27 protein-coding genes are annotated in these 26,514 nt (G+C 62.3%); 19 read left to right on the forward strand and 8 right to left on the reverse strand.

Annotation, left to right across the window (positions count from 1 at the left end):
- Positions 1 to 2 precede the first annotated feature (2 nt).
- The 3 genes from ACE3PP_RS16870 to ACE3PP_RS16880 are packed head-to-tail and all read left to right on the forward strand — an operon-like array spanning position 3 to position 2,227.
- Positions 3 to 1,085, forward strand: a complete 1,083-nt coding sequence (locus ACE3PP_RS16870) for a class I SAM-dependent methyltransferase (RefSeq protein ID WP_374384365.1) — start codon at positions 3 to 5, stop codon at positions 1,083 to 1,085.
- On the forward strand, positions 1,082 to 1,846 hold the full coding sequence (gene pgeF / locus ACE3PP_RS16875) for a peptidoglycan editing factor PgeF (RefSeq protein ID WP_374384366.1): 765 nt from the start codon (positions 1,082 to 1,084) through the stop codon (positions 1,844 to 1,846). Before ACE3PP_RS16870 ends, pgeF begins: the two co-directional genes overlap by 4 nt.
- A 21-nt stretch (positions 1,847 to 1,867) precedes the next feature.
- Entirely contained in the window at positions 1,868 to 2,227 is a 360-nt protein-coding gene (locus tag ACE3PP_RS16880; RefSeq protein ID WP_374384367.1) for a cupin domain-containing protein, read from the forward strand.
- Positions 2,228 to 2,249: 22 nt separating this feature from the next.
- Here the strand turns inward: ACE3PP_RS16880 and ACE3PP_RS16885 are convergent, their stop codons facing one another.
- Positions 2,250 to 2,906, reverse strand: coding sequence for a LysE family translocator (locus ACE3PP_RS16885; protein ID WP_374384368.1), 657 nt, complete (start codon positions 2,904 to 2,906; stop codon positions 2,250 to 2,252).
- Positions 2,907 to 3,026: 120 nt separating this feature from the next.
- Here ACE3PP_RS16885 and ACE3PP_RS16890 point away from each other — a divergent pair, with 120 nt between their 5' ends.
- Positions 3,027 to 3,722 carry a MarC family NAAT transporter gene (locus ACE3PP_RS16890; RefSeq protein WP_374384369.1) on the forward strand — a complete coding sequence of 232 codons (696 nt, stop codon included), beginning with the start codon at positions 3,027 to 3,029 and terminating at the stop codon, positions 3,720 to 3,722.
- A 45-nt stretch (positions 3,723 to 3,767) separates the two neighbouring features.
- Here ACE3PP_RS16890 and ACE3PP_RS16895 read toward each other — a convergent pair whose 3' ends face one another.
- Complete coding sequence (locus ACE3PP_RS16895) at positions 3,768 to 5,471, reverse strand: methyl-accepting chemotaxis protein (protein ID WP_374384370.1); 1,704 nt, start codon at positions 5,469 to 5,471, stop codon at positions 3,768 to 3,770.
- An 85-nt stretch (positions 5,472 to 5,556) separates the two neighbouring features.
- The gene (locus ACE3PP_RS16900; RefSeq protein WP_374384371.1) at positions 5,557 to 5,892 is read right to left on the reverse strand and encodes a hypothetical protein; all 336 of its coding nucleotides are present in this window, start codon (positions 5,890 to 5,892) and stop codon (positions 5,557 to 5,559) included.
- 363 nt (positions 5,893 to 6,255) lie between these two features.
- Here ACE3PP_RS16900 and ACE3PP_RS16905 point away from each other — a divergent pair, with 363 nt between their 5' ends.
- Entirely contained in the window at positions 6,256 to 7,296 is a 1,041-nt protein-coding gene (locus ACE3PP_RS16905; protein WP_374384372.1) for a helix-turn-helix domain-containing protein, read from the forward strand.
- Positions 7,297 to 7,301: 5 nt separating this feature from the next.
- Here ACE3PP_RS16905 and ACE3PP_RS16910 read toward each other — a convergent pair whose 3' ends face one another.
- Complete coding sequence (locus ACE3PP_RS16910; RefSeq protein ID WP_374384373.1) at positions 7,302 to 8,066, reverse strand: SDR family oxidoreductase; 765 nt, start codon at positions 8,064 to 8,066, stop codon at positions 7,302 to 7,304.
- 138 nt (positions 8,067 to 8,204) lie between these two features.
- Between ACE3PP_RS16910 and ACE3PP_RS16915 the strand changes: the two genes are divergently transcribed.
- Complete coding sequence (locus tag ACE3PP_RS16915) at positions 8,205 to 9,134, forward strand: LysR substrate-binding domain-containing protein (protein ID WP_374384374.1); 930 nt, start codon at positions 8,205 to 8,207, stop codon at positions 9,132 to 9,134.
- On the opposite strand, the gene ACE3PP_RS16920 is transcribed toward ACE3PP_RS16915, so the two are convergent.
- The 3 genes from ACE3PP_RS16920 to hrcA all read right to left on the reverse strand — a co-directional run bounded on the left by ACE3PP_RS16920 (position 9,122) and on the right by hrcA (position 11,830).
- Positions 9,122 to 10,024, reverse strand: a complete 903-nt coding sequence (locus tag ACE3PP_RS16920) for a DMT family transporter (protein WP_374384375.1) — start codon at positions 10,022 to 10,024, stop codon at positions 9,122 to 9,124. The two genes, ACE3PP_RS16915 and ACE3PP_RS16920, sit on opposite strands and share 13 nt — an antisense overlap.
- 76 nt (positions 10,025 to 10,100) lie before the next feature.
- Positions 10,101 to 10,694, reverse strand: coding sequence for a nucleotide exchange factor GrpE (gene grpE / locus ACE3PP_RS16925; RefSeq protein ID WP_374384376.1), 594 nt, complete (start codon positions 10,692 to 10,694; stop codon positions 10,101 to 10,103).
- Positions 10,695 to 10,735: 41 nt separating this feature from the next.
- Positions 10,736 to 11,830, reverse strand: coding sequence for a heat-inducible transcriptional repressor HrcA (gene hrcA, locus ACE3PP_RS16930; protein ID WP_374384377.1), 1,095 nt, complete (start codon positions 11,828 to 11,830; stop codon positions 10,736 to 10,738).
- A 459-nt stretch (positions 11,831 to 12,289) separates the two neighbouring features.
- On the opposite strand from hrcA, the gene coxB reads away from it, so the two are divergent.
- The 13 genes from coxB (at position 12,290) to ACE3PP_RS16995 (ending at position 25,937) form a co-directional block, all read left to right on the forward strand.
- Positions 12,290 to 13,225, forward strand: coding sequence for a cytochrome c oxidase subunit II (gene coxB, locus ACE3PP_RS16935; RefSeq protein ID WP_374384378.1), 936 nt, complete (start codon positions 12,290 to 12,292; stop codon positions 13,223 to 13,225).
- A 32-nt stretch (positions 13,226 to 13,257) separates the two neighbouring features.
- Entirely contained in the window at positions 13,258 to 14,880 is a 1,623-nt protein-coding gene (gene ctaD, locus ACE3PP_RS16940; protein ID WP_374384379.1) for a cytochrome c oxidase subunit I, read from the forward strand.
- Positions 14,881 to 14,973: 93 nt separating this feature from the next.
- Positions 14,974 to 15,900 (forward strand): heme o synthase, encoded by a 927-nt coding sequence (cyoE, locus tag ACE3PP_RS16945; protein ID WP_374384448.1) that lies wholly within the window; start codon positions 14,974 to 14,976, stop codon positions 15,898 to 15,900.
- 2 nt (positions 15,901 to 15,902) lie between these two features.
- A complete protein-coding gene (locus tag ACE3PP_RS16950) occupies positions 15,903 to 16,037 on the forward strand; it encodes a hypothetical protein (RefSeq protein ID WP_374384380.1) in 135 nt (44 codons plus the stop codon).
- Entirely contained in the window at positions 16,037 to 16,660 is a 624-nt protein-coding gene (locus ACE3PP_RS16955; RefSeq protein WP_374384381.1) for a cytochrome c oxidase assembly protein, read from the forward strand. The genes ACE3PP_RS16950 and ACE3PP_RS16955 overlap by 1 nt, the downstream gene beginning before the upstream one ends.
- Before the next feature lie 78 nt (positions 16,661 to 16,738).
- Positions 16,739 to 17,551: a cytochrome c oxidase subunit 3 gene (locus ACE3PP_RS16960; protein WP_374384382.1), complete on the forward strand. Its 813-nt coding sequence runs from the start codon at positions 16,739 to 16,741 to the stop codon at positions 17,549 to 17,551.
- A 34-nt stretch (positions 17,552 to 17,585) separates the two neighbouring features.
- Positions 17,586 to 17,939 carry a DUF983 domain-containing protein gene (locus ACE3PP_RS16965; RefSeq protein WP_374384383.1) on the forward strand — a complete coding sequence of 118 codons (354 nt, stop codon included), beginning with the start codon at positions 17,586 to 17,588 and terminating at the stop codon, positions 17,937 to 17,939.
- Positions 17,940 to 17,957: 18 nt separating this feature from the next.
- The gene (locus tag ACE3PP_RS16970; protein WP_374384384.1) at positions 17,958 to 18,689 is read left to right on the forward strand and encodes an SURF1 family protein; all 732 of its coding nucleotides are present in this window, start codon (positions 17,958 to 17,960) and stop codon (positions 18,687 to 18,689) included.
- Between the two features lie 5 nt (positions 18,690 to 18,694).
- Positions 18,695 to 20,203, forward strand: a complete 1,509-nt coding sequence (locus ACE3PP_RS16975) for a carboxypeptidase M32 (protein WP_374384385.1) — start codon at positions 18,695 to 18,697, stop codon at positions 20,201 to 20,203.
- Between the two features lie 129 nt (positions 20,204 to 20,332).
- A complete protein-coding gene (locus ACE3PP_RS16980; protein ID WP_374384386.1) occupies positions 20,333 to 22,450 on the forward strand; it encodes an ATP-binding protein in 2,118 nt (705 codons plus the stop codon).
- Between the two features lie 84 nt (positions 22,451 to 22,534).
- Positions 22,535 to 23,947, forward strand: coding sequence for a threonine synthase (gene thrC, locus ACE3PP_RS16985; RefSeq protein WP_374384387.1), 1,413 nt, complete (start codon positions 22,535 to 22,537; stop codon positions 23,945 to 23,947).
- Positions 23,948 to 23,961: 14 nt separating this feature from the next.
- Positions 23,962 to 25,248, forward strand: a complete 1,287-nt coding sequence (locus ACE3PP_RS16990) for a M16 family metallopeptidase (protein ID WP_374384388.1) — start codon at positions 23,962 to 23,964, stop codon at positions 25,246 to 25,248.
- Between the two features lie 44 nt (positions 25,249 to 25,292).
- Positions 25,293 to 25,937: a GNAT family N-acetyltransferase gene (locus tag ACE3PP_RS16995; RefSeq protein ID WP_374384389.1), complete on the forward strand. Its 645-nt coding sequence runs from the start codon at positions 25,293 to 25,295 to the stop codon at positions 25,935 to 25,937.
- Here the strand turns inward: ACE3PP_RS16995 and ACE3PP_RS17000 are convergent.
- Entirely contained in the window at positions 25,934 to 26,479 is a 546-nt protein-coding gene (locus ACE3PP_RS17000; RefSeq protein ID WP_374384390.1) for a YqgE/AlgH family protein, read from the reverse strand. The genes ACE3PP_RS16995 and ACE3PP_RS17000 overlap by 4 nt on opposite strands.
- Positions 26,480 to 26,514: the final 35 nt, after the last annotated feature.

The following is a 26,514-nucleotide window of genomic DNA, read 5'->3' on the forward strand; positions in this document are numbered from 1 at the left end:
CGATGAACGCCGTCGAGCGCAGCATCCGCCAACGTATCGCCCTGGAAGGGCCGCTGACGGTGGCGCAGCTGATGCAGGAGGCGCTCGCCGGCCGCGGCGGCTATTACCGCGACAACGATCCGCTGGGGCCGGAAGGCGATTTCGTCACCGCACCGGAAGTCAGCCAGATGTTCGGCGAACTGATCGGCCTGTGGTGCGTCGATACCTGGCAGCGGCTGGGGGCGCCCGCCAAATTCCATCTGGTCGAGATCGGCCCTGGACGCGGCACGCTGATGGCCGATGCCCTGCGGGCAGCGCGCGTGGCACCTGCCTTCCTGGCTGCTAAACAATTGCATCTGGTGGAGATCAACGCGGCCTTGCGGCAGCAGCAGGCGGAAAGACTCGTCGATCACACGCCCATTTGGCATGAGACCTTGGGCAGCGTGCCGGAAGGGCCGATGCTGCTCATCGCCAACGAACTTTTCGATGCACTGCCGATCCATCAATTGGTCATGACCGACGATGGATGGCGGGAACGCGTTGTCGCCGAGAATAGCAGCGGCCTCGCTTTCGGCGTGACGGCGCCGAGCAGCGCCATCGGCCTTCTGCGACCGGCACACCGGAATGCCAAGAGCGGTGCGGTTGCGGAAGTGAGCCCCGCCGCGATTGCCCTCATCGACGCGATCGCCCGCCGCCTGGTCCGCGACAATGGGGCAGCACTCATCATCGATTACGGCCCGGCCGAAAGCGGCCTTGGCGATTCCTTCCAGGCGCTGAAGCGGCACAAATTCCATCTGCCGCTGGAAGCACTGGGCGAGGCCGATCTCACGGCCCATGTCGATTTCGGCGCCCTCACGGATGCGGCGGCGGAAGCCGGTGCCCAGGTGTTCGGCCCGACGGCACAAGGCGACTTCCTGCGCGCCCTCGGCATCGAACTCCGCGCCAATATGCTGGCGCAGAAAGCGGATGCGGCGACGGGCGAAATCCTGCACCGCCAAGTCCACCGCTTGATTGCGCCGGAACAAATGGGCAGGCTGTTCAAGGTGATCGGCTTGGCCGGTCCGCAACTCAATATTGAACGTGCGGGAGGCTTGGCCGGATTATGATCGTGACCGTGGGTGAACTCGATCGGCTGCCCGGCATCCGGCACGGTTTCCTGACCCGCAATGGCGGCGTCAGTGACGGGATTTACGATTCCTTGAATTGCGGCCTCGGCACCACCGACGAGCGCGACCGGGTCATGGAAAACCGGGCACGTGCCGTGAAGGCCGCCGGATTGACCGACACGCCGCTCAGCACAGCCTATCAAGTGCATTCGGCCAAGGTCCTCGTGGTCGACCGTCCCCTTGACCAGTCGAACCGCCCGGAAGTGGACGGCCTTGTGACCAACACCCAAGGCGTCAATTTGGGTGTGCTGACCGCCGATTGCGGCCCGGTTCTATTCGCCGATGCCGCAGCCGGCGTGGTCGGCGCCGCCCATGCCGGTTGGAAGGGCGCCGTCGGCGGCGTCCTTGAAGAGACTGTGCGCGTCATGGAAACGCTCGGCGCGCGCCGCGAGAACATCGTCGCCGCGATCGGCCCCTGCATCGGGCAAGCATCCTACGAAGTCGGGACGGAGTTTCCGGCACCGTTCATCGCACAGGATCCCGCCAACGCCCGCTTTTTCGCTGCAAATGCCTGCCGCAAGTTCCAATTCGATCTTGCCGGCTATTGCGCGAGCCGCCTTGAGAAACTGGGCCTCGGCACCGTCATCGCCACCGGGCACGATACCTGTGCGCTGGAGGATGATTTTTTCAGCTACCGCCGCAAGACCAAGCGCGGCGAACCGGACTATGGTCGGCAGGTATCGGTCATCGGCCTCCTCTGAGGCTACGGCAAGGAGAGCGGCATGTCAGGCGCGCATGAAGAATGGAAACCGGGGCGGCGCATCATCCACACCCGGATCAAGCCTTTCGCACCCTATGACATGGAAGGGCCGGTACAACGCGACATGTCCGTGATCGAGCTTTCCTACGATCGCGATGACCGGCAAGGCGCCTACCTCATCCGCATGGAACCTGGTGCCGAGACCATCGCCCATGAACATCCCTTCCGCGAGGAATTCATCATCCTGGAGGGAGAGCTCATCGAGAGCGATGGGACCATCCTAAAGGCCGGCGATTTCGTGATGTACGAGCCGGGCACGGTTCATAACAGCCGTACGGAGAAGGGATGTTTGCTGCTTGGAATCGATTGGAAGCGGGGCTAGGAGAGTTGCGCCTCTCTCCAGCTTAACCGCGGGACAATAGCAGCCGTAATCCGGCGTAGCTGAACAAGCAAGCGAGCGAGCCTTCGATCCAGCGCCGGGCCTTGGTATAGATGCGCACCATCGGCGCCGTCGAGAAGAGCAGTGCATAACCGCCGAAGATCGCGGTCCCGAGCATCGCACAACCGGCGAGGATGGCGGGCAGGATGAAAGCCGGTGAATTCGGCTGCAGTCCCAACGACATGACCGCGAGCCAGGACATGACTGCCTTTGGATTGCTGAGATGCATGAAGAGGCCGCGACGGTAAAGTGACGCATGCGGCGCCTTGATCGCCGCCTTCTCCTTGGCCAGCCACGCACTGCGGCCGGATTTCCAGGCGAGATAGAGCAGATAGAGGCCGCCGCAGATCTTGATCGCGAGGAGTGCGTCGGCATAGGTCGCGAGCACCGCCGAGAGACCAGTCGCCGCCAGCGCTGCCCAGCTCAGCGAGCCCGTCATGACGCCCGCCGCCAGAGTCAACGCCGGGCGCCTGCCATACTGCATGGCAACCGCCATGATCGTCATGTTGCTGGGACCTGGGCTCGCCGTGCCGAGGATATAGACGGCATAAACCATCAACAGGTGGTGCACATATTCCATCGTCAAGGCCTCCGGTAGCTTGGGCGGGTCGATCGTAGCCACGGATCGAATCCGGCCAAAGCAGAATCATGTCTGGAGACAATAGGTTGAGGGGTTTGACGCGGGCGGGGTTTCTGGGAAGATGGGCAAGGTAAGGGGCTGAGGAAGGGAACCCGCGAGATTATGACCTCCAATTTCCTCTCTTACATCGGCTGGACGGTCGCGACCTTGCTGCCGATCATCAATCCGATCTCGGCGGCCGGCATGCTGATCGGCATTACCGGCAATCTCACCACAATCGAGCGCAATCGGCAGATCACCATGGCCTGCCTCTATATGACCGCCATCCTGCTGGTCTTCCTGCTGGCCGGCGTCCTGATCATGGATCTATTCGGCATCTCGATCCCGGGCTTGCGCATTGCCGGCGGAATGATCGTCGCATTCCTCGGATTCCGCATGCTGTTTCCGCAGGAAAATCCGCTCGATACCGATTCCGATATCGAGGCTCGACAAAAGATGGACATATCCTTCACGCCACTGGCGATGCCAGGCCTCTCAGGTCCAGGTTCCATTGCACTCGTCATCACTATGTCGACGACCGTGCAGCAATCGGGTGAACTTTCGACGCCTATGACCTATGTGGTGATTTCGGTCGGCATCATCATCACGGCGATCATCATCTGGTTCTGTCTGCGCGCCGCAGGCCTCTTCAATCGGCTGCTGGGCGCCAACGGCATCGCCGCCATTTCCCGCATCATGGGATTCCTGATGGTCTGCATCGGCGTGCAGTTTGTCATCAACGGTATCCAGGATCTCTTGCACGATCCCGATTTCTGGCCGGCGAGCTTTCCGCCGGCGGCCGACAGTTCATCCAACTAGGACAGCACCGTCGGTCCGCCGGGGAAATCGCCGGTCACGGCTTCATCAGGCCGTGCGAACCCCATCAAGGAACTGGCTGACCGACTGGCGCAACGTGTCGGCTTGCCGCGAGAGAGTCGAGGCCGTGCCGAGTACCTGGCTCGATGCCGCCCCGGTTTCGCCGGCCGCCTGGGTGACGCCACCGATATTGGTGGAGACGTCCTGGGTTCCCTGCGCCGCCTGCTGAACGTTGCGCGCGATTTCCTGCGTCGCAGCGCCCTGTTCCTGAACGGCGGAAGCAATCGTGGTGGTGATTTCGCTCATCTGCCCGATGATGTTCGATATCCCCTTGATGGCGCTGACGGCTTCTTCCGTGCTGGCTTGCATGCCGCTGATCTGCGCGCTGATATCGTCGGTGGCCTTTGCCGTCTGGGTGGCGAGATTCTTCACTTCAGACGCCACGACGGCAAAGCCCTTGCCGGCCTCACCCGCACGCGCCGCCTCGATGGTGGCGTTGAGCGCAAGGAGATTGGTCTGGCTCGCAATCTCGTTGATGAGACCGACAACGGCGCCGATCTTCTGCGCAGCTTCCGCAAGAATGCGGACGGCGGCATCGGTGCGTTCCGCATCGGCGACCGCCTTGCCGGCAATCTGGGTCGATTGTTCGACCTGGCGGCTGATCTCGGCCACCGAGGCCGAGAGCTCGTCGGCGGCCGCAGCCACCGTCTGCACGTTGGCCGAAGCCTGTTCCGAAGCGGCGGCAACAGCCGTCGCCTGGCGGCTCGTTTCCTCGGCGGTCGAGGACATGCTTTGTGCCGTCGCCTGCAGCTCGGTCGAGGCGGAGGTCAATTGTGTGAGTTCGGCCGACATGGTGTCGTCGAACGTGCGGATCAGGCCGTCGATGACACCCTGCCGGCGTTCCTTGGCGCGCTGTTCCTCGGCCTGTTCGGCACGAAGAGCCTCGGCTGCGGTCGCCGTATCCTTGAAGACCTGCAAGGCGCGGGCAATGTCGCCGATTTCATCGGCGCGGTTGCCGCCCGTGATGTCGATGGTGAGATCACCCTGCGACAGACGGTTGAGATTGTCGATCGACAGGCTGAGCGGCTTGCTGATACCGATCGTGGCCAGGAGATAGCCGAAGGCCAGGCCGCCGACAACACCGGCAATGGCCACGACAATCATCAAGGTCTGGGCGAAGGCCGCATCGGCTGCCGCCTGGGACGAAATTTCATTGCCCTGTTTGATGACGAAATCGGAGTAAGCACGGACGGTTTTCTGCAGCGCATCGGCCTTAGGGCGGCTGGCCATGACGGCATCGAGCAGCGCTTGCTGCGCTTCACCCAACTGGACATTGCCCCCGATCTTTTTGGCGAGTGCAAAGGTGGCCTCGACGCCGGCGTTATAGTCGGCATAGCTGGCCTCGACGTCATCGAGGAGCTTGTTGCGCGTCTCGCCGGCCGTGGTGCGCAATTGCGCGAGGCGTTCCGAGAAAAGCTGCCGGTCCTCGGCAAGACGCTTCAACCGCGCCTCGATCCCCTGTTCAGACGGATCTAGGGCAAGAAAATACTCAGTCCGGTTCAGGGCAATGACATTCTGGTTGAGGCGGGCACCGGTCACCCCTTCGACGGCACTGATTGTCACTTTGCCGAGGTCGGTCGCGGCACTTCTGAGATAGATCACGCCCACACCGGCCACCGTGCCGATGATCAGCGCCATGATGCCGACCAGCAGAATCAACTTCGAGCGCATTTTCCAATTGCTGAGATTCATGGTGACGGCGCCTCCTGGATCGCCGGCAGCAGACGCATCAGGCGCCAGCCGCTTTCAAATGAAACCTGTGTCGGATGGGTTTGGATCAGGGCCGCGCTCCCGCAGCCGATACCGGTAGCTTTCCGGACGGACCTTCACGTGGCGGGATCGTCGCCTGCAAACGCATGAGCGCCGCAACGACTTCGCGGCCGGTTGACTCGAATTGAACGAGGACGGGGGCCATTGCCGCCCCCGTGCGGGCCGCACGCCGAACATTGTCGATGGCGACCTGGTAGGAGACGGCGAGTGCCGCAAGAAGCGGCGCGTCCCCGAGTGCCGCAAACGTATGCAGTTCTCCGACCAATCGTTCGGCTGACAGAGCCAGAACTTCACTGCGGGCGGCGAGGATCCCCTCTCGACGCTGCTTGAACCGCGTGTGCATGGGCCCCCCAAGCCTTAGCCGACCGCGTTAATGGGACGGACCAGTACAAAAAGCACCAAGCGTTAATGGCTTGGGAACTATGTCCGCAGATAAGAAAATCGTCCGTGAGTATTAATGATTTATTGATCGAATAAGTAACGACGACATGCCCCACTTGATTTTTCTTCATTGGTCAAATCTTGCTTCTTCTAGAGGCAAACAAAGGGCACGGCGCTGCCTGAAAATGCCCGCGGCAGGATTGTCGTCACAGATCAAAGGGGACCGCTGCGCGATGGCGCTCAAGGAGCAATCGGCGCGTAGCGCGTGGGCGGCGCGACTGCGGTCAAAAAAATCCGCATGCCGGCATCGGCTGGAGCCGATTTGATGTCGGACCAACTGCCGGGTCAGCAGCATTCATTGTCATACGCGAGCGAAAACCTGCCGCCGGCGATGCGCGCGGCCGCATTGGAAAGAATCCTGGCGCAGATACCACTTGCCATGTCGATCAGTGCCCAGATGGACCAGCCGTTCCAAGCGACGCTGAAGGTCCGGCAGTTACACGACCTTGCCATCTTAAATTTAGACGCGAACGCGCATCGGGGTTTTTTCAACCGGGACCAGGCTTCGACCCTGCTCACGGCGCGCTGCCTGTTGCTGATCCCGTTGAGCGGCAATATCGAGATCAGCCTTGCGCGCCGCGAACTGGTTATCGGTGAGCGGGACATGGCGCTGATCGATCTGACGGCGGACTTTGCGTATGAGTTCGCCGAACAAGGAGAGCTATTGGGCCTCTTGATGCCGCGGCACATGCTGATCGAAAGAATTCCGCAACTTTCCCATGTCACGGGCCTGCCGCTGCCGAGAAACCATGTCTTGCAGCCATTGCTGTCCAACTTCCTCGGCAAGCTCTTTGAGACTCTCGGCAATGTCGATTTGCGGCAGCCGATGTCGCTGCGCCTCGCCGGCCATGCGATGGACCTGCTGGGCATCCTGCTCGCCGATCAGCTTGAGAACCGGCCCGCCGTATCGCCCTATCGCGCCTCGCTCCTTCGGCGCATCAAGGATTTTATCGAGTTGGAGCTTCATGAACCGACATTCGGCGTGCAGGCGGTGGCCGCCAAGTACCGCATCACCACGCGCTATATTGCCATGCTGTTCCAGGAAGACGGCACCACCTTCAGCGATTTCCTGCGGCAGCGTCGGCTCGAACAATGTCGCCGTCAATTGGAACGGCCGGACGAAGAAAGGCGTCAGATCGGCGAGATCGCGCTTGGCGCCGGCTTCACCAGCCAGGCCCATTTCAGCAGGTTATTCCGCGCCACCTACCAGAAGACGCCGCGCCAGTATCGCAGCGCCTTCGAGCGCCACCCCGACCCGCCGCCGGCACGATCGGCGGCGGCGAAATCGGAGAGCGAAGCGGTTTGACCCCTTTAGACCCGGTTGATGGAAAGGCCGCCGTCAACCAGCGTCGCCGTGCCGGTGACGAAGCTTGCGTCATCGGATGCCAGGAACAAGGCCGCGCGGGCCAGCTCTTCCGGCTTGCCTTCCCGCTTCAAGGCATGAAGGCCCTTGATGAAAGTCTGTTCGGTCTCGGTGCTGTTCTTCTCGCGGTACATGGGCGTGTCGACCGCCCCCGGCAGGACGGCATTCACCCGGATGTTCTTCGCGCCATATTCCGTGGCAAGCGCCTGCGTGAGACCGATGAGGCCGGACTTGCTCGCAGAATAGGCCGCCATGCCCGGGAAGGAGGCCGTGTAACCGACGAAGGTCGAGGTGAAGAGCAGCGACCCGCCGCCGCGCTTTTCCATGGCCGGGATCTGGTGCTTGGCGGCGAGGAAGGAACCGGTGAGGTTGACGGCAATGGCGGCATTGAAGTCAGCCTCGGTCACTTCGTGGCTGGGACCGACCGGGCCCAAGGTGCCGGCATTGTTGAAGGCGATGTCGAGCCCGCCATAGCTCTTCTCCGCCGTCGCGACCAGAGCGGCCTGATAGCTTTCCGAGGCAACATCGCCGGCAACGGCAATGGCCTCGCCACCCGCCGCCTTGATCTCGGCGACCAGGCTGTCGAGTTCGCTTTGGCGGCGGGCGCCGACAACGACCTTGGCGCCTTCGGCGGCAAAAAGCTTGGCGGTTTCACGGCCGATGCCCGAGCTGGCACCAGTCACGATGGCGACTTTCCCAGAGAGACGATTCATGACGCTTCTTCCTTGCTTTGGCGGCCGTGGAGCCCATCGCTCCGGCCTGATGAGGAGAAGCTAGGCCTGATCAGGACTTGAATGAAGGCACAGGAAATGATCATATCATTCAGTTTTTATGAATAATGGTGCAGTCTCTTGGACCGTCTTCGCGCCTTTGAGGTCTTTGCGACCGTTGTCGCCAAGGGAAGCTTCACCAAGGCGGCCGACGCCCTCGACACGTCGCCGGCCAACGTGACGCGCTATGTGAACGAACTGGAGGGGCATCTCAGCACCCGGCTCCTCAATCGCTCGTCGCGACGGCTGTCCCTGACGGAGAGCGGCACGGCCCTCTACGAGCGGTGCCGGTCGATCCTCGATGATGTGGCGGAGGCGGAGGCCATCGCCGGCAGCACGACGCTGAACCCGCGGGGAAAGCTGCGCATCAATGCCGGAGTCACGTTCGGCATCAAGCATCTGTCGCCGCTCTGGCCCCGCTTCATGAAGATGTATCCGGAGATCGAACTCGACATCGATCTCATCGACCGCGTGGTCGACATGGTGGAGGAAGGCTACGACCTCGCCATCCGCGTCTCGCAGGCGATGAACCCCGCCAATCTCATCGCCAAGAAACTCGCCACCTCGCGCAATCTGGTCTGCGCAGCGCCGGCCTATCTCAAAGCGCACGGCACACCCAAACAGCCGCGCGATCTCGCCGACCATGCCTGCCTCGGCTTCTCCTACGCCGCGACCGGCGACGAATGGCACTTCACCGACCGGACTGGCGCAGCGCAGCGCGTGCGCGTCAATTGCGCCTTCCATACCAATAACGGCGAGACCCTGCGCGCCGCGGCACTGGCCGGGCACGGCATCATCCGGCCGGCAGCCTTCCTGGTCGGCGAAGACATCCGCGCCGGGCGCCTGGTGCGCCTGTTGCCGGACCATGATATCAGCGACACGGATTTGCTGGCGCTCTATCCCAGCCGGCGCCATGTCAGCGCCAAGGTGCGGGTGATGGTCGACTTCCTCGGCGACGCGTTCAAGGGGACACCGCCCTGGGACCGGGATCTGCTGCCCTATCGCGGTTGAGTCTTCGCCCCGCGATCCAGGGTCGTCGCGATCACACCGGCGACGATCACCAGCCCGCCGCCCCAGGTGGCAATGCCGTATGCCTCACCCAGCAGGAAGGTGCCGACGATGAGGCTTGTCGCCGCGGCGACATAGCCGATCTGGCTGAGATAGACCGGCCCGCCGGCGACCTGCAGCCGGAAGAAGAGCGCGAACATGAGGGCGGCGATGGCGATCTGCGCCATGACGAGCAGCGGCTGTGCCGCCAATGCCGCAAACGGCGCTTGCCCATCGAACAAGAAGGCCGCGAGGATGAGGAAGAACGCCGCCATCGCATTGCTGCCCATCGCGAGCACCAAGGGGGCTGCCCCCTCCGGCCAATCGATGGTGCGGTAGACATTGCCCGCGGCGAGGCTGAACGGAATGACCAGAGCGCCGATCGCCCAGCTGATATCAGCGGGCCGTCCCACCTGCCCCTTCGAGAGGACCACAATCAGCGCACCGATACATCCCAGCACAATACCCGCAGCGCCCAACGCCCCAGGTCGTTTCGTGCCCAAAGCAATGGCGAACCCCAAGGTCATGATCGGCGACAGCGTGAAATAGATCGACGTCATGCCAGCACCCAGATGCGGGATGGCCGCATAGATGATGAGATTGGGAATGACGTAGGAGAGCAGCGCCGTGATGAGATAATAGCGCCAATGCTGCCGATCGAAACGAATGGCCTGCCGGCGCAACAGAATGACGGAAAGAAGAACCAGAGCGCCACCGCCGGCAATGGCGAAGGCCCAGCCAGCGGCCGAAATTCCGGCCTCGCGGCCAAGCTTGCCGAGCGGCGCATTGAGCCCCAGCAAGATTCCGGTGGATAGCAGCAGCCGCAGGGCGAGCAATCTTTGGGCAGGTGGCATGGCCGGTCCGAAAACAAGAGGGGCGACCGGTCGCCCCTCTCGCAATCTCAATTGATGGAAGGTGAAAGTACCCTAGTTAGGCCACCGTATCGACATGCCCCGCTTCGCCGGCAGGCTTAGCGTCGCCTTTCGCAACCCCGACCAAGGCCGGGCGCAGCAGCCGGTCGTGCATCGTGTAGCCCGCCTGCAGGACCTGAACCACCGTGCCGCTCGGCTGCGATGTCCCCGGCACCTCAAACATGGCTTGGTGGAGATTGCTGTCGAACTTCTCACCTTCCGGCCAGATGCGCTTGACGTGCTGCCGCGTAAAAGCTGCGTCCAACTGGCGCTCGGTCGCCGACACGCCGTCGAAGAGCGACTTCAGCACTTCATCCTTCGCCAGCGCCTCGGCCGGAATGGCCGCCAGGGCGCGGTGCAGATTGTCGGCAACGTCCAGCATCTCCTTGGCGAAGCTCGAAGCGGCATATTTCGCCGTCTCGTCGCGCTCGCGCGTCAAGCGCCGGCGCGTATTTTCGGTCTCAGCCACCGCGCGCAGAAGTTGGTCTTTGATAGCGACATATTCAGCCTGGAGCGCAGCCAAATCGACCGGTCCATCACCGGCTGCTTCCGGCTTGTCCTCAGCCCCGCTGACGGGATTGTCGATAAATTCCTTTTCCTCAGAACCCGTCATGTCGAACTCGAACTCCCGATTGCAGACGTTTGATTGATCTATCAGCCGAGAATCCGGCCGATGACCTTGGCGGTATAATCCACCATAGGGATAATGCGCGCATAATTTATACGGCTGGGACCGATAACGCCGATGGCGCCAATCAGCCGCCGCTGGCTGTCGCGATATGGCGATATCACCGCCGAACAGCCAGCCAGGCCGAAAAGATCGTTCTCGGCACCGATATAAATCTGCACGCCATCGGCCACTTCGGCCGCCTCGACCAATTTAAGAAGCTGCTCCTTGGTTTCAAGTGCGGCAAAAAGCGAGCGCAGGCGCTCCAGGTCGCCGATTCCGGTAACGTCTTCAAGGAGATGCGACTGCCCACGCACGATCAAGGCACCGCTATTCTCCTCCTTGGCCCAGGAGGCAAGACCGGCCGCCACCACTTTTTTGGCCAGGGCATCGAGCGCTGCACGCTCCGTCTCGAGCTCGGAGAGGATCTGATCGCGCCCCATGCCCAGAGTCCGACCCGCCAACCGCGTGGTGAGATAGTTGGTGGCTTCGAGGAGGGCCGAGGACGGCAGCCCGAGCGGCACATCGACGATACGGTTTTCGACCATCCCGCCCTCGGTCACGATCACGACGAGGGCCCGGCCAGGTGCCAGATGCACGAATTCGATATGCTTCAGGGGCCGATCGGTCTTCGGTGCCACGACCATGCCGGCGCAGCGCGACAGGCCCGAGAGCATCAGCGTCGCCTGGTCGAGCACCTCAGGCAGCGATCTCCCGGTAGCAGCACATTGCACATCGATCGAGGCGCGGTCGGCCTCAGTCAAACCACCTGTTTCCATGAGCCCGTCGACGAACAGCCTGAGGCCGAGATCGGTCGGCAAACGACCCGCCGAGGTGTGGGGCGCAAACAGCAACCCCAATTCCTCCAGATCCGCCATGACGTTGCGAATCGTGGCCGGCGACAATTGGCCGCCAGCCAGCTGGCCGAGGCGCCGCGACAGGGTCCGCGACCCGACCGGCTCACCGGTTTCGACATAGGCTTCGACGATGGTCCGGAAAATGTCGCGTGAACGGGCCGACAGCTCGCTGAGGACAGGTCGGTGCTGAGTCGGATGAACGGTCGAATTCGGTCGGTATTGCATGGCGTTACCTACATTTCCCGGCACTATCTAGGCGGCCCGTCGGGAAGGTTCAATATGTCGACTCATTATGCGGCCACCACCCTCTCAGGGCAAATAGCGGTGATTCATTAATGAATATTAACCATAGTGATTGCGGCGTAATGACGCAGACCAGTGCCGCTTTGACCGGTCGGGGGCGCGAAGATGCAATTTCAGGGCTCTTTTCAGGCACTTCCTGCGACGTTTAGCCCTTGCCGATGCTTGAGCTAGATCAAGGTCCCGTGTAGTTTCAGCCTGCTTGCGGTCGGGATCCACGCATCTGTCGCCGCAGCACTGAAATCGAAGAGGGGATGCGCGGTTCGAACGGCAGCCAAAGGCGGCCCGCCGGATCGCGGAATTGATCATGCCAGGGCGATTGGCGAAAATCCGGATGACAGGATTTATTGCCTATCTACCCTAGCCATAACGGATGGGACCGATATGTTTCTCACGCGCATGAATAATGGTGTGGCCAAGACCGCCAAGTCCTGGACACGGATGACCGGTGCCGCGGCCTTGCTGGGCGCCACCGTGCTGGGGGCCGGTCAGGCTCTGGCCCAAGAAGCTGTGATCGGCGCGGCCAAGCCCGAACAGCTTGGTATGCAAGAAGCGGCGACCTCGATCGCGGCCGACAGCCATCACTTCCACAATGTGGTGCTGCTGCCGATCATCACGGTCATCACGATCTTCGTGCTGCTGTTGCTGCTCTACATCATGTTCCGCTTCCGCGCGTCGAAGAACCCGGTGCCGTCGAAGACCACGCACCACACCGGCCTTGAGATCGCCTGGACCGTCATCCCCGTCCTGATCCTCATCGTCGTCGCGATCCCCAGCTTCAAGTTGCTCTACAAGCAGCTGGACCTGCCCCAGGCCGACCTGACCATCCGGGCGATCGGCCATCAGTGGTACTGGTCCTATGAATATCCGGACAACGGCAACTTCACCTTCGACGCCAACATGGTGCCGACCGACAAGTTGCAGCCGGGTCAGTTGCGCCTCCTTGAGACCGACAATGAAGTCGTCGTCCCGGTTGGCAAGAACATCCGCATCCAGATCACCTCGACCGACGTGATCCATTCCTGGACCGTGCCCAGCTTCGGCATCAAGCACGACGCCGTGCCGGGTCGCGTCAACGAAAGCTGGTTCAACATCGATACCGACAAGCCGGGTCTCTATTACGGTCAGTGCTCGGAGCTCTGCGGCACGGCGCATGCCTTCATGCCGATCAAGATCCGCGCCGTGACGGATGCCGAATTCCAGGCCTGGGTCGCAGAGGCCCAGAAGAAGTTCGCCAAGGTAGACGGGGTCACAGTCCCGGGCAGCAACCCGACCGACGTTGCGGTCGCCGCCCCGGTTTCGACCCAGCCGGCCAACTAAGACCATAGCCAATCCGAGTAGGGACAAGAGCCATGAGCCCCGTCAGTACACATCATCACGACGCCCATCACGACCATCATCCAACCGGTCTGGGCCGTTACCTCTTCTCGACGAACCATAAGGACATCGGCACGATGTACCTTATCTTCGCGATCTGCGCCGGCCTCATCGGCGGTGCATTCTCGATCTACATGCGCGCCGAGCTGATGCATCCCGGCATCCAGTATTTCGGCACCGACGCGCAGGTCGACGGCCAGCTGTGGAACGTCGTCATCACCGCCCACGCCCTCATCATGATCTTCTTCACGGTCATGCCGGCGCTCATCGGCGGTTTCGGCAACTGGTTCGTGCCGCTCATGATCGGCGCCCCCGACATGGCGTTCCCGCGCATGAACAACATCAGCTTCTGGCTGCTCATCCCGTCGATCGCCCTGCTGATCGGCTCGGCTTTCGTGGATGGCGGTGTCGGTGGCGGCTGGACGCTCTACCCGCCGCTGTCCGATGAAGGACAGCCGGGCATGGCGGTCGATATGGCGATCTTCTCGATGCACCTTGCCGGTGCCTCGTCGATCCTGGGCGCCATCAACTTCATCACCACCATCTTCAACATGCGCGCGCCGGGCATGACCCTGCACAAGATGCCGCTGTTCGTGTGGTCGGTGCTGGTGACCGCGTTCCTGCTGCTGCTCTCGCTGCCGGTCTTCGGCGGCGCCATCACGATGCTGCTCACCGACCGCAATTTCGGCACGGCCTTCTTCAAGCCGGACCAGGGCGGTGATCCGATCCTCTTCCAGCACCTGTTCTGGTTCTTCGGCCATCCGGAAGTGTACATTCTCATTCTTCCGGGCTTCGGCATCATCAGCCAGATCGTCTCGACCTTCTCGAAGAAGCCGGTGTTCGGCTATCTCGGCATGGCCTACGCGATGGTTGCCATCGGCTTCGTCGGCTTCGTCGTCTGGGCGCACCACATGTATACGGTGGGCCTCGACGTCGACACCCGCGCCTACTTCACCGCCGCCACCATGGTCATCGCCGTGCCGACGGGTGTGAAGATCTTCTCGTGGATCGCCACGATGTGGGGCGGATCGATCGAGTTCAAGGTCCCGATGGTCTGGGCCTTCGGCTTCATCTTCCTGTTCACCGTCGGTGGCGTCACCGGCGTGGTGCTGGCCAACGGCGGTCTCGACCAGAGCCTCCATGACACCTACTACGTGGTGGCCCACTTCCACTACGTCCTCAGCCTGGGTGCCGTGTTCTCGATCTTTGCCGCCTACTACTACTGGATCAGCAAGATCACCGGCCGCGAGCATCCCGCCTGGGCCGGTTACCTGCACTTCATCACCACCTTCATCGGCGTGAACCTGACCTTCTTCCCGCAGCACTTCCTGGGGTTGGCTGGTATGCCGCGTCGTTATCCCGATTACCCGGACGCCTATGCGTTCTGGAACGAGATTTCGTCGATCGGTTCGTTCATCGCCTTTGCTTCGACCATCTTCTTCGTGGTGATGGCGATCTACACGGTGTTTGCCGGCCGCAAGGCCGTCGCCAATCCGTGGGGCGTGGGCGCCACGACCCTGGAATGGACGCTGCCGTCGCCGCCGCCGTTCCACACGTTCGAGGAACTGCCGGTCATCGAATCGGCAAAGCATCACTAAGCGTTACCAAGCGGGCGGCGGAGCAACCCTCCGCCGCCCGAAAGTTTTCTAGGTCCTGTTCGAATGGCTAAAGTGCGTCGCAACGCGCTCGATATGTCGCTTGAAGGCGAGGCTGCATCGGAACTGGTGCTGGCCGGCGCGCGCGTGGGCGATTTCTGGGCTCTGCTGAAGCCGCGCGTCATGTCGCTGGTGGTCTTCTCCGGGTTCGCCGGCCTCTACGTGGCGCCCGGCCATATTCATCCGCTGATCGGCGCCGTCGCCGTTCTGTGCATCGCGGTTGCCGCCGGCGCCTCGGGTGCCATGAACATGTGGTACGACCGCGACATCGACAGCGTCATGAGCCGCACCTGCGGCCGCCCGATCCCGAAAGGCTATGTGGCGCCCGAACAAGCGCTCGCCTTCGGCCTCACTCTTTCCATCTTCTCGGTGATGCTGATGGGCCTCGCGGTCAATTTGACCGCGGCGGCGCTCCTCGCCTTCACCATCTTCTTCTACGTCGTCGTCTATACGATGTGGCTGAAGCGCCGCACGCCGCAGAACATCGTCATCGGCGGCGCCTCCGGCGCCTTCCCGCCGATGATCGGCTGGGCCGCCGTGACGGGCAGCATCGACATTGCCTCGATCGCGCTGTTCCTTCTCATCTTCATGTGGACGCCGCCGCATTTCTGGGCGCTCGCCCTGTGGCGCAACCCGGATTACACCAAGGCCGGCGTGCCGATGATGCCGGTCGTGGCCGGCATGAAATCGACCAAGAAGCAGATGCTGGTCTATACGCTGCTGCTGGCGCCGATCGCCCTCGCCCCCGTGTTTCTGGGTGTTGCCGGCTGGATCTACGGCGCCACGGCAATCGCGCTCAACCTGGGCTTCATCTACTACGCCGTCCGCGTGTTGACGTCGGACGATCTTAAATGGGCGAAGCGGATGTTCGGCTTCTCGCTCCTTTATCTCTTCCTGCATTTTGCCGTGCTGATGATCGACCGGGCACCCGGGCTCGTTGCGCTGCTGGGCGGGGGCTTCTGATCATGAGCGGTGAGGATCGCGTGGAACTCGAACGTCAAAAGCGTCTGAAGCAACGCAATTGGGCATTGGCCGGCGCGCTGCTGCTGTTCGTGGCGCTCGTCTTCATCGTTTCCATCGTGAAGATGGGAGGCGCCTGATGGCCAAGACCGCACCCAACAGCCTAGCGCGCCGCAACCGAAATCTGATGATGTCGCTGGCCGGCATCGTCTGCGGGATGACCGGCCTCGCCTATGCGTCGGTGCCGCTCTACGACCTTTTCTGCAAGGCGACCGGTTTCGGCGGTACGCCCCAGCGCGCGGCCGAGAATAAAAGCGTTGTCGGCAATCGGGAAATGCGTGTCACCTTCAACACCGACCTTGGTGCCGGCATGCCGTGGCATTTCAGCCCGGAAGTGCGGTCGATGGAAGTGCGCACGGGCGTTACCTACAAGGCGCTCTTCATCGCCGAGAACCCGACCAATGAGACCGTGACCGGATCGGCGACGTTCAACGTTTCGCCGGATGTGTTCGGACAGTATTTCGTGAAGGTGCAGTGCTTCTGCTTCGACAAGCAGGTACTGAAGCCAGGCGAACGCGTGGAGATGCCGGTGGTGTTCTTCCTCGACCCGAAGCTCGAGGAAGATCCCTATCTGTCGCGTCTCGGCGACGTGACCCTGGCCTATACCTTCTTCAAGGTTCCCAATGCCGATTCAGACCAGGTTGTGGGTGGGGTCGGCAAGGAAGCACAGCCGGCGCAAGCTGGCCAAGGTGGCGGCAGTTAAGTAGATTGTCAGGAAATCCGGTCGATCAGGGGGACAGTCCCGGGGTGATCGGTCGTTTTGAAAGAGAGAGTAGAAGCCATGAGCGACGCGGCACATAAGCCAAATCATCCCTATCATCTGGTCAATCCCAGCCCGTGGCCGCTGGTCGGCAGCCTTGCCGGCGGCGTGTTCTTCATGGGCATGGTCCTCTACATGCACGACAAGTTGCCGCTCTATGCGATCGTGCCGGGCCTCGTCATGATCCTGGGGACCATGTTCGGCTGGTGGCGCGACGTGGTGCGCGAAGCCGAGATCGACAAGGCGCACAACCCGGTCGTGCAGATCGGCCTGCGCTATGGCATGGCCCTCTTCATCGCCTCGGAAGTCATGTTCTTCGTGGCCTTCTTCTGGGCCTTCTTCGACTCCTCGCTCTTCCCCAAGGAAGCGATCGGCGGCGTCTGGCCGCCCAAGGGCGTCCAAGTCCTCGACCCGTTCGAGATTCCGCTGCTCAACACGATGATCCTGCTGCTGTCGGGTTGCACCGTCACCTGGGCGCACCATGCGCTCCGCGAAGGTGACCGCAAGAGCTTCATCCAGGGTCTGTCGATCACGGTTCTGCTGGGGCTCATCTTCACCAGCCTGCAGGCCTTCGAATACGCCCACGCGCCGTTCGCCTTCAAGGACGGTATCTATTCGTCGACCTTCTTCATGGCGACCGGTTTTCACGGTTTCCACGTCATCGTCGGCACCCTGTTTCTGCTGGTCTGCCTGATCCGCGGCATCAAGGGGCAATTCACGCCGGATCATCATTTCGGCTTCGAAGCGGCCGCCTGGTACTGGCACTTCGTCGACGTGGTCTGGCTGTTCCTGTTTACGTTCGTCTATATCTGGGGCTCCGGCTCCAACTATTGATGAACCTCGTTGCTCAGCTGGGGTGAGGGGTCTCATGGCGCCCTCACCCATTCTGACCGGATTGGCCTGCCGTTGCCCGCGCTGCGGGCGAGGCAGGCTTTTTCGTGGCATCCTCGCGCTCAACGATACCTGCCCGGCCTGCGGCGCCGATCTGAAATCGGCCGATAGTGGCGACGGACCGGCCGTCTTCATCATCCTCATTCTGGGTGCCCTGGTGATGCCGCTGGTCTTCTGGGTCGAATTCTCCTTTGAACCGCCCCTCTGGGTGCATATCCTCATTTGGCCCATTGTGGTGGGTGGCGGCGCCATCGGATTGTTGCGCCCCATGAAAGGCGTCCTGGTGGCGCTGCAATTTCATCACCAGGCGGCCGAACACCGCAACGAATAAGCTATTCCCGGTTTTCCAATGACCCAGCGCTCTTTCCGACCCGGCCTGTGGCCGACCTTGTTCACGATTCCGGCTGTTCTCTTCATGCTGGCGCTCTGCGTCTGGCAGGTGCAGCGGCTCTACTGGAAGGAAGCGCTGATTGCCGAGCGGGTCGAACGCACAACCGCCGGCCCCGTCGCCGTGCCGGCGCCTGGCGCGGACCTCAAGCTGGCCGAATTCCACCGCGTCGCGCTCAACGGTCATTTCGACCATGCCCATGAATTCTACATGCCGGCGCGATCGCAGAACGGCAATGTGGGCTATTGGATCGTGACACCTTTCCAGCCGGCGGACGGCAGCCAGACCTTGCTCGTCAATCGGGGCTGGGTGCCGGAGGAACGCCGCGATCCCGCGACGCGGCCCGACGGCCAGTTCACCGGCGACGTTGCCTTCGATGGTATCATCCGCCTGCCACAGCAGCAGGGCTGGATCCAACCGCCGAACGAGCCGCAGAAGAACCGCTGGTTCTATCTGGCGCCGGCCGAAATGGCAGCCGCGAGCAACCTTCCCTTCCGCACCGATTTCTACCTCGACGCCGTCAAGACGGAGATTCCGGGGAACTATCCGCTGGGTGGACAGACGCGGATCAATCTCCCCAATGATCATTTGCAATATGCGATCACCTGGGGTTCGCTGGCCCTGACGCTCAGCATCATCTACGTCATCCACGGCCTCAAGGCCGGTCAAGCGCGGAACGAGCAGCAGGAATAGGCGGCATGAGCAGCAGAAACGCGACAACCGGGGCCTACCAGCGGCTGGAGAAGCGCTTCGCGCGCATGGGCGCCCTGCAGGAGGCGGCCGGCATGCTGCATTGGGACATGGCAGCCGTGATGCCGGAAGGCGGCCATGAATCGCGCGCAGAGCAGCTTGCCGTCATCAACGTCATCGCCCACGAAATGCTGACTGCCTCGGAAACCGACGATTTATTGGCCCAAGCTGACGAAGCGGAATTGGACGACTGGCAATCAGCCAACCTCCATGAGATGCGGCGTATCCATACCCATGCAACCGCCCTGTCGCCGGACCTGGTCGAGGCCAGCACCAAGGCCCGCGCCGCTTGCGAAAAGACTTGGCGCGAGGCGCGGCCCAAGGGCGACTTCAAGCTGGTGGCGCCAAAGCTCAAAGCGGTTCTCGACCTCACACGCGAAGCCGCCGCGGCAAAGGCCGACAAGCTGGGCTTGAGCCCCTATGACGCGCTGATGGACGAATTCGAGCCGGGCGCCCGCGCTGTCGACATCACGCCCATCTTCGACGCCTATGCGGCCTTCCTGCCGGGCTTTCTGGGAGAGGTGCTGGAGCATCAGGCGCGCCGGCCGGCCGTGATCGAGCCGCAGGGGCCCTTCAGCATCGAGTCCCAGAAGAAGCTTGGCGAAAAGCTGATGGCCACCATCGGCTTCGATTTCGCGCATGGGCGCCTCGACACCTCACTCCACCCTTTCTGCGGCGGCACGCCGGACGATGTGCGCATCACCACGCGCTACAACGAGGCCCAGTTCGCCGATGCCATGATGGGTGTCGTCCACGAGACCGGCCACGCGATGTACGAACGCGGCCTTCCAGCCGCATGGCGGCGCCAGCCGGTCGGCAATGCCCGCGGCATGGCACTCCATGAAAGCCAGTCGCTCATCGTTGAGATGCAGGCGGCCCGCAGCACCGCTTTCTGCCGCTTTCTGTCGCCGCTGCTCAACGCGACCTATCCGGGCAACGAGGCGGCCTTCACGCCCGAGAACCTTGCCCGCTTCTATACGCGGGTCGAGCCCGGCTTCATCCGCGTCTCCGCCGATGAAGTGACCTATCCCGCCCATGTGATCCTGCGCTATCGCCTGGAACAGGCGCTGGTGGCGGGCGATCTCAGCCTCGACGATCTGCCGGCAGCCTGGAATGCCGGCATGAAGGAGCTGCTGGGCCTCACCGTCGAAAACGACCGGGAGGGGTGCCTCCAGGACATCCATTGGTTCGACGGAGCCTTCGGCTATTTCCCCTGCTACAGCCTCGGCGCCATGACCGCTGCCCAGTTCTTTGCCGCTGCCGTGGCGGCCGTGCCGGGCATCCCCGCCGCTCTCGAAAGGGGCGATTTCGGGCCCCTGATGGGGTGGTTACGGACCAATGTGCACGAGCGGGCGTCCAGCCTTAGTTCGCCCGATATCGTCCGTGCGGCGACCGGTAAGCCGCTCGATGCCGGGGTCTTCCGGCGCCATCTCGAACAGCGCTACCTGGATCGTTAATATTTGGAAAGATTTGGGCCTGCCAAGGCCTAGCGGCGCACACCCCAATCTGTAAGCCGACGAAGAAACTACTTAAGTGCTTGAGTCGCATCGCCGCCCTTGGCAGCATGGCGCACTTGGCTGGGGCGGATGAGAAAAAACAGCAGATCCTGGGCGGCAATTGAACCGGCACGGCGGCCCTATGTGGCGCTGCTGGCGGTTCTCGGCACGGCCTATGCCTACCGCATCGGCGCCGATATCGCCAGTTTCTGGCCGACCACGGCGCCACTGCTCTGGGGCGCGCCCGCGCTGCTGCTGGCGCCGCTTTTGCTCCTCGGCTGGCGATTTAGCCCGGCACTCCTCATCCTCGCCATCGTTGCCCGGTATCTCATCCAGAACGACTGGCAAGTTGCGGTCCTCGCCGGCCTTGCCGATCTCGTTGGCGCCGGACTTGTCTATCTTACCGTCCAGGTCGCGGTGCCGATCGACCTGCGCCTGCGCTGGCAGCGCGACCTCGGCAAATTGCTGGTCCTCGGGGCGGTCCTGGTCCCAGCTGCAGTTTTCGCCGTCACGGCGAGCATCGCGGTCTCTCTAGGCGCTGTTCCGGAGGCATTGCCGGCCATCGCCGTGATGATGGTCGCCAATGCCACCATCCTGCTCGCAGTCGTACCCTTCGTCCTTATTTGGGTAACACAGGCGCAGGCTCGTTCGCCTTTCCGGTCGGAGCTGTTCTGGGTCGCCGTCGCCACGGGCCTTTTCCTGTGGCTGGCGCTGCAACCGACGCTCGCCATCATCCGCGAACTTGTGTTCGCCTGTATCCTGGCCCTGCCCATCGCCTTTTACGCGCTGACCCATTACGGCCGGCGCGGGGCGAGCCTCGCCGCCCTCACCTTCGCGCTGGTCATCATCACCGGATCGCACCACGGCGCCATTCTCTTCCATCATATTGCCGGTGCGCATGAGCATGCAGCGCTGATGCTGTTCGTCCTCAGCTGCGAACTGGGGCTTATTGCCGTTGCCGTCGCACGCTCCGAACACGATCGCCAGCTGGACCGCATCGCTGAGAACGAGTCCCGTTTGCGCATTCTCATCGACAATAACAAGGTCGCGGCCTATGCGATGCCGGGGCCGGAATTCATTACGTACAGCTTCATCAGCGACCGCATTGAATCCATGACCGGCTATGCCGTGGCGGATTGGCACAAGCCGAAGGCCTGGTTCGGTTTCATGCATCCCGAAGACCGCGAGCGGATGGAACTCATCACCGGGCGCGACCTCAAACCCGACCAGGACTATGAGTGGGAGTATCGGCTGGTCCATCGCGACGGGTCGCCCATCTGGATCCGCGATCTTTTCCGCATCGAGCGCAAGGTCGACGGATCGATGGAACTGCGCGGCATGATGATCGACGTCACCGTGCTGAAAAGCCGCGAGCTTGTTCTGGCGCAGCGGGAGTCGGAACTGCAGGAGGCGCGCCAGCACGCCGAACAGGCCAATCGCGCCAAGTCGAGTTTCCTGGCCTCGATGAGCCATGAGTTAAGGACGCCGATGAACTCGATCATCGGCTTTGCCGAAGTGCTCAACGCCGAGGCCTTCGGCACGCTGACGCCCAAACAGCGCGAATATATCGAGGACATTGCCGAATCCGGCCAGCATCTGCTGACGCTCATCAACGACATCCTCGACATGTCAAAGATCGAGGCGGGGCGCTTCGAACTCAATGAGGAACTCGGCGAATTGACCCCGATCATCACCGCCTCGGTGCGGCTGAACGATCGGGAAGCGGTCAAACGCAAGGTCACTATTGCCGTCAACAACCCGGTCGGTGCCGTCGGCCTCTTTGCAGATCAACGCAGCATCCGGCAGATCCTCATCAATTTCATCTCCAACGCGGTCAAGTTCAGCCCGCAGGGCGGGACCATCACCATCGCTGTAAGCCGGCCGCCGGCCGGCCAGACGAACGGGATCGCCATTTCCGTCATCGATCAGGGCATCGGCATGAATGCCGAGACTGTCTCCCGCATCTTCGAGCCCTTCTTCCAGGGGTCTGGTGCCGATTTCCGGCACAAACGCGAGGGGACGGGATTAGGGCTCGCCATCTCGCAAAAGCTTGCTCTCATGCATGGCGGCCAAATCCTGATCGACAGCGAATTGGGACGGGGGACGACCGTGACGCTGATCCTGCCGGAAGACCGGCTCCATTCCCTTGAAACGACGGCAGGGCCATCGACGCGGCACGGCAATGCGCCGGCCGATCAGGCCGTATGATTATTTCGCAGCCCGTCCGCCTTGTCAGCGCCAGCCGCCACCCCTAATTTGGGGCCGGTTTTGCTCTGACGAGACGAGGTTCCCTTGCGTTACATCAGCACCCGCGGCCAGGCCCCGAAGCTCAATTTCGAGGCGGCCATGCTTACCGGCCTTGCCCGGGACGGCGGCCTTTACGTGCCGGAAAGCTGGCCGCAATGGAGCGACGCCCAATTCGCGAAGCTGGCCGGAAAGCCATATCGCCAGGTTGCCGCTGCGGTCATGAAGCCTTTCGTCGGCAATTCCCTGACCGCTGCCGAGCTCGACAAGGCGATCGGTGCCGCCTATGCGACCTTCCGCCATCAGGCCGTCGCACCGCTGATCGAGGTCGACGAATCCCTGTGGCTGATGGAGCTGTTCCACGGGCCCACTCTTGCCTTCAAGGATGTGGCGCTGCAGCTCCTAGGGCAACTCTACGACATCGTCCTCAAGGCGCGCGGCGAACGCATCACGGTGGTCGGCGCCACCTCCGGCGACACCGGTTCTGCGGCACTCGAAGCGTGCAAGAACCGCCAATCGATTGACATTTTCATCCTGCACCCCAAGGGCCGTGTTTCCGAAGTCCAGCGCCGCCAGATGACCACGATCGATGCAGGCAATGTCCACAATATCGCCATCGACGGCTCGTTCGACGACTGCCAGGACATGGTCAAGGCCATGTTCAATGACCCCGCATTTCGTGACCGCATCAACATGTCGGCAGTCAATTCGATCAACTGGGCGCGCGTTATGGCCCAGATTGTCTATTACGTGACCGGTGCGCTGGCCTTGGGTGCGCCGGGCCGCTCCGTCAATTTCGCCGTGCCGTCGGGTAATTTCGGCAATGTGTTCGCCGGCTATGCGGCGCGCGCGATGGGGTTGCCGATCGACGAACTCATCATCGGGTCGAACCGCAATGATATCCTGACCCGGTTCTTCAATTCCGGCGCTATGAGGATCAGCAAGGTTACGCCATCTTTGTCGCCGTCCATGGACATCCAGGTTTCGAGCAATCTCGAACGCCTCCTCTTCGATCTCTTCGACCGCAAGGGCGAGAAGCTCGGCGCCGCCATGACTGATTTCCGCAAGACCGGTACCTTTGCGGCCCCGAAAAAGGGTTGGCCGAGGACGGCCAAGCTCTTCAAGGCGCATCGTCTTGATGATCGCGAGACGCTCTCCGCCATGAGGGACATGTATAAGCGCACCGGGATGCTGATCGATCCGCATTCCGCCATCGGCCTTGCGGCCGCCATGGCCGCCGGAAAGGGCCGGAAGAACGCGACACCGACCATTGCGCTCGCCACCGCGCACCCAGCCAAGTTCCCCGATGCGGTTGAGAAGGCTACCGGCATTCGCCCCGCGCTGCCGGCGCATCTTGCCGATCTTCTGGGCCGCAAGGAGCGGCTTTCCGAGCTACCCAACGACCTCAAGAAGGTGCAAGACTATGTCCTGGCGCATACGCGCCTCGGCCACAACAGGTAACGGACATTCCGGCATTGAATAAAATCACCCCCTCACCCGAGATCGGCATCGACGTCACGACGCTTGAGAATGGTTTCCGCATTGCGACCGATCGGATGGGCTCCGTTGAGACCGTTTCCCTGGGTGTCTGGGTGGGCATCGGCACGCGCAACGAAGACGCGGCCGAGAACGGCGTTTCACACCTGCTCGAACACATGGCGTTCAAAGGCACCGCGCGCCGATCCGCACGCGATATCGCGGTAGAGATCGAGAATGTAGGCGGCGTCCTCAATGCCTATACCGGGCGCGAACAAACCGCCTATTACGCCAAGGTGCTGGCGGGCGATTTGCCCCTGGCGATCGACATCATCGCCGACATTCTGCAGCACTCGACCTATGACGCGGCGGAGTTGGAGCGGGAGCGCGGCGTCATCCTGCAGGAGATCGGCCAAGCCGAGGATACGCCCGACGATATCGTCTACGACTATTTCCAGGAGGCGGCCTTTCCGGACCAGAGCATGGGCCGTCCTGTGCTGGGCAAGTCGGAAATCATCGCAGCACTCAGCGCCGAGCAGATCGGTGCCTATCAGCGGAGGCATTATCGCCCCGGCAACATGGTCCTTGCTGCCGCCGGCAACCTGGAGCATGCGCGGCTGGTCGATCTTGCGGTCAAGGCGTTCGACAGCCTGCCGCAAGGCCAGCAACGCAACCCGGAACCGGCCCAGTATGCGGGCGGCGAGACGCTTTACGACCGCGATCTTGAGCAGACGCATATTCTGGTCGGCTTCGAGGGGATCGGCATCCACGATCCGGACTATTACACCAGCGCCGTGCTGTCGCAGCTTTTCGGCGGCGGCATGTCATCCCGTCTGTTTCAGGAGGTGCGCGAAAAGCGCGGCCTTGTTTACGGCATCCATTCCTTTGCCAGCGCCTGGACCGATGCCGGCCTGTTCGGCATCTACGCCGGCACGGGCGAGAAGGAAGCGCGTGATTTGTTGCCGATCGTCTGCGACGAATTGCTGAAGCTGCCGCACGATATCAGTGCCGAGGAACTCGCCCGCGCCGCGGCACAGCTGAAGGCCGGCATATTGATGGCCCGTGAAAAGACCAGCGCGCGCTGCGAGCAGTTGGCCGCACAATTGCTGATCTACGATCGCGTCCTGTCGCCGGCCGAAATCGTTGCCAAGGTCGACGCGGTGACGCTGGACGATCTCTCGCGCGTGGCACGCCGCCTGACCGCGAGCAAGCCGACATTGACGGCGATGGGGCCGGTCGGCGAGGTCATGGACCTTGCATCTTTGCGCGCGCGCCTGCAGGCTTGATCCGTCCTGCCGACCTTGGGGTGGCCGTGGCGCGAGGGTAAGCCATGTTCTTTTTTGAACCGACCTATCGGCCCGCGCCGCCGAAGCTGGCCGGAGCGTATGTCTATCTGCGCCCGCCCGTGATGGCTGACTACCCGGCCTGGGCCGATCTGCGTGGCAGCAGCCGGACATTTCTCGAGCCCTGGGAGCCGTCCTGGGGCGACAATGCGCTGTCGCGCGCGACCTTCCGCCACCGCATCAATCGTGTCGTGCGCGAATGGAATACGGATCAAGGCTACGCCTTCCATATCTTCGCCACAGGGCGCAACGGCCTGCCGCAACATGCTCTGCTGGGCGGCATCAACCTCAACAATGTGCGGCGTCTGTCGGCGCAGAGCTGCGCTCTCGGCTATTGGATGGGCGCGCCCTTTGCCGGTCGCGGCCTGATGCACGCGGCCCTCGACCTGCTGCTGCCCTATGCCTTTGCCTCAAGCACTGCGGAAAGGCCCGGCCTCGATCTGCACCGGATCGACGCCGCCTGCATCCCTGACAATGAACCCAGCCGCAATCTGCTGCGCCGCTGCGGCTTTCGCGAGGTGGGATTGGCGCCGAACTATCTCAAGATTAATGGCGATTGGCGCGACCATGTCTGCCATCAATTGCTGGCGGAGGATTTCGCCGACCGGGACTTGCGCTCAAATGGTGCCTAGGCGTGGCCGATTTCGCCTGACAGGGCCGAGAGGTGAACGCCGAGCTTGCCGATGCAGCGCTCCCACTTCTCGTTGAGATCGTCGTCGAAGATGAGTTCCTCGTCGGCCGGAACGTTGAGCCAAGCATTGGCCTGCATTTCGGCATCCAATTGTCCAGGTCCCCAACCGGCATAGCCCAGCGCCAAGACCGAGCGACGCGGGCCCTGCCCCGCCGCGATGTCGCGCAGGATGTCGAGTGTTGCCGTCAGACCGATCTCCGATCCGACCTTGAGCGTCGCATCCTCGACGTAATCAGCCGAATGCAGGACGAAGCCACGCCCGGTCTCGACCGGACCACCGGAACGGATGCGGATATGGTCGGCCCCGGGCACGGAATCGATCCCGAGCTGGCTCAATAGGTCCGGGAAAGTCAGCGCACCGACCAGGCGATTGAGAATCAGCCCCATCGCGCCATCGCTCGTATGGGCGCAGAGGTAGATAACGGTGCGGGTAAATCGGGCGTCCCGCATCTGCGGCATCGCGACGAGCAGTTGCCCCGTCATAAAGCCTTGATGTAAAAGCCCTTTATACATGGCGG

The sequence above is a fragment of the Dongia sp. genome, from assembly GCF_041910485.1.
GTDB lineage: Bacteria > Pseudomonadota > Alphaproteobacteria > Dongiales > Dongiaceae > Dongia.